General features: G+C 59.6%; 8 protein-coding genes. 3 read left to right on the plus strand and 5 right to left on the minus strand.

Features of this window, described 5'->3' with window-relative positions; all coding sequences use genetic code 11:
* The first annotated feature begins 102 nt into the window (after positions 1 to 102).
* Both ACMLHG_RS04630 and ACMLHG_RS04635 read left to right on the plus strand, forming a co-directional pair.
* Positions 103 to 1,398, plus strand: a complete 1,296-nt coding sequence (locus tag ACMLHG_RS04630; protein WP_294434354.1) for a class II aldolase/adducin family protein — start codon at positions 103 to 105, stop codon at positions 1,396 to 1,398.
* A gap of 162 nt (positions 1,399 to 1,560) precedes the next feature.
* On the plus strand, positions 1,561 to 2,973 hold the full coding sequence (locus ACMLHG_RS04635; protein WP_295807316.1) for a serine hydrolase domain-containing protein: 1,413 nt from the start codon (positions 1,561 to 1,563) through the stop codon (positions 2,971 to 2,973).
* Between the two features lie 46 nt (positions 2,974 to 3,019).
* Here the strand turns inward: ACMLHG_RS04635 and ACMLHG_RS04640 are convergent, their stop codons facing one another.
* Entirely contained in the window at positions 3,020 to 3,286 is a 267-nt protein-coding gene (locus ACMLHG_RS04640; protein ID WP_294434357.1) for a TIGR03905 family TSCPD domain-containing protein, read from the minus strand.
* Entirely contained in the window at positions 3,283 to 3,888 is a 606-nt protein-coding gene (locus ACMLHG_RS04645) for a hypothetical protein (protein ID WP_417169714.1), read from the minus strand. Before ACMLHG_RS04645 ends, ACMLHG_RS04640 begins: the two co-directional genes overlap by 4 nt.
* Positions 3,889 to 4,044: 156 nt before the next feature.
* Here ACMLHG_RS04645 and ACMLHG_RS04650 point away from each other — a divergent pair, with 156 nt between their 5' ends.
* Positions 4,045 to 5,031, plus strand: a complete 987-nt coding sequence (locus ACMLHG_RS04650; protein ID WP_417169715.1) for a lysophospholipid acyltransferase family protein — start codon at positions 4,045 to 4,047, stop codon at positions 5,029 to 5,031.
* Between the two features lie 88 nt (positions 5,032 to 5,119).
* Here ACMLHG_RS04650 and ACMLHG_RS04655 read toward each other — a convergent pair whose 3' ends face one another.
* From ACMLHG_RS04655 to ACMLHG_RS04665, 3 genes are all read right to left on the minus strand, one after another.
* Positions 5,120 to 6,856, minus strand: a complete 1,737-nt coding sequence (locus tag ACMLHG_RS04655) for an NADH-dependent [FeFe] hydrogenase, group A6 (RefSeq protein ID WP_295807307.1) — start codon at positions 6,854 to 6,856, stop codon at positions 5,120 to 5,122.
* 29 nt (positions 6,857 to 6,885) lie between these two features.
* Positions 6,886 to 8,643 (minus strand): NADH-ubiquinone oxidoreductase-F iron-sulfur binding region domain-containing protein, encoded by a 1,758-nt coding sequence (locus ACMLHG_RS04660; RefSeq protein WP_366943088.1) that lies wholly within the window; start codon positions 8,641 to 8,643, stop codon positions 6,886 to 6,888.
* Between the two features lie 122 nt (positions 8,644 to 8,765).
* Positions 8,766 to 9,296: a complex I 24 kDa subunit family protein gene (locus ACMLHG_RS04665; RefSeq protein ID WP_295807304.1), complete on the minus strand. Its 531-nt coding sequence runs from the start codon at positions 9,294 to 9,296 to the stop codon at positions 8,766 to 8,768.
* Positions 9,297 to 9,380 lie beyond the last annotated feature (84 nt).

The raw sequence follows: 9,380 nt of genomic DNA on the forward strand, positions 1-9,380 counted from the left end.
TCAATGGATCCACCGCTTGCCAAACCGATAAAATGGTGTATATTAAAAAGAACGGCAAAAGTATGCCGAGCCATTCAACCTCATTGAGAAAGCGTAGTTTCAATGAACACAACCAATTTCGTACACCCGCGCGACCAGATCGTCGAGATCATGAAGCGTATCTACGGGTACGGCATGACCACGACTTCCGGCGGAAACCTCTCGATCCTCGACTCCGAAGGAAACATGTGGATCAGCCCCGGCAGTGTCGACAAAGGCACGCTGCATCGCGAAGACATCGTCTGCGTCAAGCCGGACGGCACGGTGATCGGCCGCCACAAGCCCTCGAGTGAATTCCCCTTCCACCGCGCCATCTACAAGATTCGCCCGGATGTGAAAGCGATTCTGCACGCGCATCCGCCGGCGCTGGTCTCCTTCAGCGTCGCCGGGAAGATTCCGAACACGGCGGTGCATCCGACGGCGAAGATGATCTGCGGCACGGTCGGCTACGCTCCCTACGAGGTTCCCGGCAGCGAAGCGCTCGGGAAGAACGTCGCGGCGGCCTTTTCCGCCGGACACAGTACGATTCTGCTGGAAAATCACGGAGCCTGCACTGCCGGTGCGACACTGCTCCAGGCGTTCCAGCGTTTCGAAACGCTGGATTTCTGCGCGCGCCTCATCAACCGTTCCACGCAGATCGGCACGCCGCACTACCTGTCGGATACCGACATTGAGTTCAGCATGCTCGACCGCAACACAGACTTCCGCCCCTTCGACCCGGAGATCCGGACGAGCGAGGAGATGGAGCTGCGCTACCAGATGACCGAACTGATCCGCCGCGCCTACCGGCAGATGCTCTTCACCAGTACCGAAGGGACTTTCGCTGTGCGGGTTGACAAGGAGCGTTTCCTGATCACGCCGCGCGGCGTTGACCGCGGCACCATCAAACCGGAAGATCTGGTGCTCGTCAAGGGATTCCGCTACGAATCCGGCCGCAAGCTCAGCCGGGCGGCGTGGTTCTTCAAAGCGATCTTCGACGCGCAGCCGGAGCTCAATTCGCTGATCATTGCCAATCCGCCGCACCTGATGGCGTACACGGTGGCGCATGAGAAGTTCGATCCGCGGGTCATTCCGGAAAGTTACATTCTGCTTCGCGAAATGCCGACCTTCGAATACGGCGCCAACTACCGCGACCTCAAGCGGATTACCGATACGCTTTCGCCGCGCTACCCGATCATTCTGATTCAGAACGACTGCATGGTATCCAGCGGCAAGACGCTGCTCGAAGCCTACGACCGCATGGAAGTGGCCGAATACAGCGCCAAGGCGACGGTCAGCGCCCGCAACCTCGGCGGCATGAAGCCGATCACCGATGCGCAGATCGCCGACCTGGTCAAGGCATTCAAGCTGATTCCGTAAGGCGACGGCGACAGAACAATGCGAAAGGCAGCGGGCTTCAAGCCCGCTGTTTTTTTGCCGGGTCGGGAAGGTTTTTCGTGGATTTTTCCCGAACCTGAATGGAAAATCTCCGGATTTGTGGCAAATTAAACCAGGTAATCATGCATCAGGAGAATCGTCAGAATGCTTTTACGCACGACACCGGAATCCGTTGGAATTTCCTCTTCCGCCATCAGCCGCTTTATCGACTCTCTCGCGGAACTCGACAGTGTTCACAGCTTCATGCTCCTCCGCCACGGCAAAGTGGCGGCGGAATTGTGGAATGCCCCCTACCGCCCCGACGTGCCACATGAACTCTTCTCGCTCAGCAAGAGTTTCACCTCGGCGGCAATCGGTTTTGCCCGGCAGGAGGGAAAACTTCAGCTCGACGACAGGATCGCGGAGTTCTTTCCGGAAAAGCTGCCCGAAGACCCTGATCCGCGTTTTCTGCGCATGACGGTGCGCCATCTGCTGACCATGTCCAGCGGGCACGACCGCTGCGCCCTCTGCTACATGATCAACCGGCATGAGCCGGATTTCGTCAAAAGTTTCTTCCGCAGTCCGCTCGTCTACGAGCCGGGCAGCCGGTTCGTCTACAACTCCGGAGCGACCTACATGCTTTCGGCGATCATCCGCCGCCTCACCGGAGAAAATCTGACCGAATACCTGCGTCCCCGACTGTTCGCTCCGCTCGGATTCGGCGAACGGGAGTGGGAAAAGGACCCGCAGGGAACCGAGCTCGGCGGCTGGGGATTCCGTCTCACCACGGAAGAGATCGCCCGCTTCGCCCAGCTGCTGCTCGACGGCGGCCGGTGGGCTGGCCGGCAGATCCTCCCGGCGGATTATCTGGAGCTGGCCACCTCGTTTCAGATCGACAACTCCATGAACACACAGCCGGACTGGCAAGTCGGCTACGGATTTCAATTCTGGCGCTGCCGCCACAACGCCTACCGGGGTGACGGTGCCTTCGGCCAGTACGCATTGGTCATGCCGGACCAGGATGCCGCGCTCGCCGTCACCAGCGGCATGCGCAACATGCAGTCGGTCCTCGACCGGGTCTGGGAGATTCTTCTGCCGGCCATGCAGGATGCACCGCTGCCGGAAGCGGCGGTGGAGCAGCAGGCGCTCCGGGCGAAGATCGCCGGCGCGGCCTTTCCGGTTCTGCCCGGTCCCGGTCGGGAAATTCGCTGGGAGACGGTGGAATTCGAACCGAACACCATCGGCGCGGAAACGCTCCAACTGGAATCGACCGCCTCAAGTTGCCGGCTGATTCTGCGCCGGAATGGCGGAGAAGAGATTCTGGAAGCCGGGTTCGGGCGCCGGATTGACAACCACACCCGCTTCGGATGCTCCTGTCTCCGCCGGATGGCCGCCAGTGCGGCATGGCGGGATGACGAAACGCTGGAAGTGCTTGCCCACCTGTATGAAACACCGTATCGACTGCGGTTTCTCCTCCGCCGGGAAAACGGTGTTCTGACGCTGGAACGCAACGCCAATCTGCTCTTCTTCGGGCTGGAAGAGTGGCCGCTTCTCTGCGGGCGATTGAGCAGGGCGTGAATCGATTCCCCTGCCGCAATCGGCGGGGCAGGAAAAACGGGCCGCGTTATTTCCCCTCACGCTTCCGCAAAATAGCCTGAAGCGCCCGGGCGAGCTGATCCGGGCAGGAGGTGGGTTTGCCGCCGCAACGGATTCCGCTGAGCCGCTCGATCACCTCCTCCGGTTTCATGCCGGAAACGAGCTTGCCGATTCCCTGCAGATTGCCGGGACAGCCGCCGGCGAACTCCACGGCGCCGATGCGCCCGTCATCCCGGATTTCAATCCGGATTGCCTGACTGCAGACCTGTCCATCTGTGCGATATTGATACGTCATTTTTCTTCAGCTTCCTTCTTCTGAATCACTCGGATCAGCATGGTCGATTCAATCCGGTTGATGGCCGCAGGATCGTAGTTCCACGCCAGAACCAGCCGGATTCCCGACTTCTGCTGCTGTTCAAAAACCCACGGGATGGAAAATCCCGCAAATGCAATCTCCACCGTTTCTCCGCCGACGTCGACCGTCAAGGTTCGAGGCGGATTTCCACTCGGCTTCACCTGCCGGGCGCCAGTGAGAAACCAGTTCAGCTCCACATGTCGCGCCGCGGAAATGCCGTTCAGGAAACGCATGCTCCAGGTGAGTTGAAGTTTGCCGTCCGGCAGAGACTCCACGCTTCGGGTCATCACGGAGGAACCATCCGTCCACGAACAGACGGCATTGGGCATGTTCTCCTTCCGGAAACCGGGTGCGACGGCAAATTCCGCCACTCTCCGCCAGTCGGCGTCGACCATCGCCGGCGCGTCCTCCATCAGAATTTTTTCGCCGTTCAGCGTGATGCACATCTTCCCCTGCGCATCGACGGAATATTCCGGCACACCGCCGAGCACGACGGAACATATTCCGGCGATTCCGGCAAGAACTCCCGCAAATTTTTTCATCTCCGCCTCCTGTGTCCGGATTCCCAATCAATACAATTTTCATATTGTATCCCCAAAAAGAGAAAAATCAACTCATTTTCTCAAAATGACTGGCAGGAAACCTGAAACCGTGGTATATTACCGGGAATAATTGTAACAGGAAAGGGCCCTCTACTCATGGCACGCTCCAGGCATGAAAAATCCAAATTCCGGATTTATCTGGAATATATTCCATTTTACCTTCTCTACCGCGTTCTGCATTGGATGCCGCTGAAATGGGGATACGCTTTCAGCGATTTCCTTTTCCGCATGCTCTTCTTCATCGACCCGCGCCACCGCCGGCGCTCCATCCAGCATCTGATGCACGCCGGTATCGCAAAGGACCACCGGGAAGCGGTCCACATGGCGGCCGCCTCCATCCGGGAATTCGGCAAACTGCTGGTCGAAATCGTCAAGATGGACCAGCTCTATTCGCCGGAAAAGATCACCGTCTCCGGCGATCCGGAGGCGATCGACTACGCGCTTTCCCCCGACCATGAAAATCACCAGGTCATCATCATCACCGCGCACTTCGGCAACTGGGAGGTCGCCGGAGAGGCGTTCTCCGAAAAGGCGCGCATTCCGATGCTCTCGATGATGCGTTCTTTCGGCAACCCGCTCATCGGCAAGATGATCCTGGCCCACCGGGCCGGAAAAATGCATGAACTCGTCGACAAGACCGAAGGAATCCGCCCCGTGCTGCGCGCAATCAACAAGGGCAAGAACGTCACCATGCTGATCGACCAGCATGCCGCGGGCAACGAAGGCGTGGAATGTGTCTTCTTCGGCCATCCGGCCCGGGTTCATATGACGCCGGCCCTGCTCCATCTCAAGACCGGGATTCCCATTCTGCCGGAACTCACCTTCCGGACGGGCAAAAATTTCAATTTCGACCTCCGGGTCGGCAAACTGATCCGCTACACCCCGACGGGGAACAAAGATGTCGATGTGCAGGCGATCACGCAGCAGTGCATCTCCGCGCTCGAGCAGATGATCCGCGAAGCACCGCTTCAGTGGCTCTGGGCCCCCCGTCACTGGCTGGACATCAACCGCCGCCAGGCGCCGCTTTACAAAGACTGGAAGCCGCCGGTCCTGCCAGCGCAACCGCCGCAACAGCACTCCTGACACACAGCACCGCACCGCGGTTCGAGCAGAAAAAACGGGTTCGGAGAAGTTCCTTTTCTCCGAACCCGATTTTTCTGACTGGCATCCGTCAGTCGCGACGGTTCACGTAAGCGGTATGGAGCAGCTTGTGAGCGGCGTGACTGCCGGGTTCCCCCAGAAACTCCTCATACAACCGGATAATGGATGGATTCTTGTGCGACTTGCGGATCGGCTTGTTTCGGTCATCCCGATAGAGTGCCTCCATGCGTTTTTTGAGGATCGAGGTGTCGCCATGATGATAGGGCTGGCCGCCGCCGTTGAGGCAGCCGCCCGGACAGGCCATGATCTCAATCGCATGATAGCTGGCTTCGCCGTTCTGAATCCGTTCCAGCAACCGCCGGGCATTGCCCAGTCCGGAACAGACCGCGACATGCAGCGACAGCCCGTCCACTTCGACCGTCGCCTCCTTGATTCCCTCAAGACCGCGAACGGCGGTGAATTCGATCTCCTGCAGATCCTTGCCGGTGATCCAGTCGGCGGCGGTCCGCAGCGCCGCTTCCAGCACGCCGCCGGTGGCGCCGAAAATCACCGCCGCACCGGTCGATTCGCCGAGCGGAGAGTCGTATTCCTGCTCTTCAAGCTGGTCGAAACGGATTCCCGCCTCGCGGATCATGTCGGCGAGTTCCCGGGTGGAGATGACGATATCGACATCGCGGACGCCGTCGTGCGAAAACTCCTCGCGCGACGCCTCGTATTTCTTGGAGAGGCAGGGCATGACCGAGACGACCACCAGATTTTCCGGCGCGACGCCGATCTTCTGCGCGTAGTAGCTCTTGGCGATCGCGCCGAACATCTGCTGCGGCGACTTCGCTGACGAAGGCATGTAAAGCAGTTCCGGGAACTGATGCTCCAGAAACTTCACCCAGCCGGGACAGCAACTGGTCAGAATCGGCAGTTTTTCGTTCTTCTTGACCCGCTCGATGAGCTCTGTGGTCTCCTCCATAATGGTGAGGTCGGCGGCGAAATCGGTATCGAACACCTTGTCGAAGCCGAGCATCCGCAACGCAGTCACCATTCGCCCGGTGCTGATCGAACCGGGTTCGAGACCGAAGCTCTCGCCGATGGCGACACGGACCGCCGGAGCGGTCTGCACCACAACCGTTTTGGCTGGATCGTTCAACGCCCGCCAGACCGAATATTTGTTGTCGATTTCACTCAGCGCACCGACCGGACAGGCCTGCACACACTGCCCGCAGAAGACGCACTCCGTTTCCGCCAGCGGCTTGAGTCCGGCCGGAGCGACCACCGCCTGAAAACCGCGGCCGACGGCGGAGAGCACGCCGACCGTCTGTACGGAATTGCAGGCAGTTTCACAGCGGCGGCACATGATGCACTTGTCCAGGTCGCGGGCAATCGCGTTGCTGGAGAGGTCGCGGTTGTAGGTGGACTGCTCCCCCTTGAAGAGGAGATGATGCAGCCCCATCTCCTGCGCCAGCGCCTGCAGCTGGCAGTTCAGATTCTTCGGGCAGATGAGACAATCCTTCGGATGGTCGGAGAGCAGAAGGTCGAGAATGGTGCGGCGCGCATTGATCGCCCGCAGTGTATTGGTGCGGACCACCATGCCTTCCGTCACCGGCGTCGCACAGGCCGGCGCGAGATTGGGGCGCCCCTCGACCTCCACCACGCAGACGCGGCAGGAGGCGCAACGGTGTTCGACATGGAAACAATCCATCGAGAAATGGCAGAGAGTCGGGATGCGGATTTCGAGCTTCTCCGCCGCTTCCAGAATCGTGGAGCCGGCTTCGACGCTCACCGGCTGATCATTGATTTTCAGATTGACTTTCATATGGTAAATCTCCTGTTCTCAAATAACTTTCAGTGCTTCTCCACCGCGTGAAACCGGCAGGTCTGGAAGCAGACGCCGCACTTGATGCACCGGCTCTGATCGATCACGTGACGGGCGCGGCGCTCGCCGGTGATGCAGTTGACCGGGCAGTGGTGGAGACAGAGGCCGCAGCCGACGCACTTGTCGGAGATTTCGAAATGGATCAGCTTGGCGCAGACGCCCGCCGGGCAGCGGGATTCACGGACATGTGCGAGGTATTCCTCCTCGAAATTCGCCAGCGTCGAAAGCACCGGATTCGGCGCGGTCTGGCCGAGTCCGCAAAGCGCGGTGTCCTTGATGGTGGCGGAGAGCATTTTGAGCTTCTCGATGGTCTCCACCGTGCCGCGCCCGGAGGTGATCTCATCGAGCATCTCGTACATACGGCGGTTGCCGATCCGGCAGGGGGTGCACTTGCCGCAGGATTCGTCGAGGGTGAACTCCAGGAAGAATTTGGCGATGTTGACCATGCAGTCATCCTCGTCCATGACGATCATGCCGCCGGACCCCATCATCGAACCGATCTTCTTGAGCGCCTCATAGTCGATCGGCAGATCGAGGTTCGCCGCGGTGATGCAGCCGCCGGAGGGGCCGCCGGTCTGGACAGCCTTGAACTTGCGGCCGTTTTTGATGCCGTCGCCGATTTCGTAGATGATCTGCCGGAGGGTGGTTCCCATCGGCACTTCGGCGAGCCCCACCTTGGAGATCTTGCCGGCCAGCGCAAAAACTTTGGTCCCCGGGGAACCCGCCGTACCGATCGACCGGAACCACTCCGCTCCCTTGCGGACAATCGCACCAATACAGGCGTAAGTTTCGACGTTGTTGACCACGCTCGGCTTCTTCCACAGCCCTTCGACGGCGGGGAACGGCGGCTTCACCGTCGGTTCGCCGCGCTTGCCCTCGATCGAATGAATCAGCGCGGTCTCTTCGCCGCAGACGAAGGCGCCGGCGCCGAATTTGATTTCGATGTTGAAGTCGAAACCGCTGCCGAAGATGTTCTTCCCGAGCAGGCCGCGCTCCTTCGCCTGCGAAATGGCGATATCGAGCCGTTTGACCGCCAGCGGATACTCCGCGCGGATGTAGATGACGCCGGTGTGTGCGCCGATCGCATAGCCGCCGATGGCCATCGCCTCCAGGACGGTGTGGGGGTCGCCCTCCAGAACCGCGCGGTCCATGAAGGCGCCGGGGTCCCCTTCATCGGCGTTGCAGATGATGAACTTCTCCTCCGACTTCTGATCGGCGGCGAACTGCCACTTGCGGCCGGTGGGGAATCCGCCGCCTCCGCGGCCGCGCAACCCGGAGGCGCTGATGAGATCGATCACCTCCTGCGAAGTCATCGTGGTCAGAGCTTTCGCAAGCGCCCGGTAACCGCCGGCAGCGATGTATTCATCGATCTTTTCCGGATTGAGCCGGCCGGTGTTGCGCAGGACGATGCGCGCCTGCAGTTCGCCGGGGGCGGGCTCTTCAAACTCCGGATAGTACCAGTTGCGTTCGAGTGTGCGGGTGCCGGGAGCGACGCCGTCGATTCCGGCGGCGAGGATGGCGGGCACCTGCTGCGGCGTAACCTCGCCGTAGATCACTCTGCGGCCGGTGGAGCGTTCGACGAACATCACGACCGGTTCCGCATAGCAGAGCCCCATACAGCCGACTTCGCTCACCTCGATGGCGTTTTCCAGCCGGCGTTCGGCAATCTCCTGATAGATGGCTTTCAAGACGGGAGTGGTTCCGGCGGCGATGCCGCAGGTTCCCATCGAAACGAGCAGTTTGACCGGCGGTTGCGGCCGGTTGTCAAGTTCTTCGGCAATCCGCTCCAGAGCGGCGGGAGTATCGATTTTCATCGGCAGTACCTCAATTGATTCGAAATTGTAACGTTTCAGTCAGCGCAGTCGGCGAGGATGCCGGCGACCTTTTCGGCGGTGACGTTTCCGTAGACCTTGTCATTGACCATGACGACAGGGGCAAGACTGCACGCGCCGACGCAGCGGAGCGCACCGAGAAAGAACTTTCCATCCGCGGTGCTCTGCCCTTCGGAAATATTGAGGCGCCGTTTGAATTCATCGAGCACCTTTGGCGCCCCTTTGACAAAGCAGGCGGTTCCGGTGCAGACATTGATCTTATAGCGGCCGACCGGCTGGTCGGTGAAATAGCTGTAAAAACTGATCACCCCGTAGATCTCAGCCCGGGGCAGCTGGAGGCGTGATGAGACGAATTTCTGGACCTCTTCGGAGAGATAGCCGAAAAGATGCTGTGCCCGGTGAAGGACCTGAATCAGAGATCCCCGGCGCCGTTCCGGTGTCTGGTTGTCAAGAAGGGATGTGATGTAGCGATCCAGTTCATCAAATTTCTCCGCATCTTCCGGTGAACGGACGCCGGTTCCGGAGCCTTCATGGCACTTACAACTCATGTTTTTTCTCCCTGGTTGAGGTTGGCTTATCACTAAGAATAGGCCCGCCCGGAGAAAAAATCAAATCGATAAAAAAATATTTTT

It is taken from the genome of Victivallis sp. (assembly GCF_048170485.1).
In the GTDB taxonomy this organism is placed as follows: Bacteria; Verrucomicrobiota; Lentisphaeria; order Victivallales; family Victivallaceae; genus Victivallis.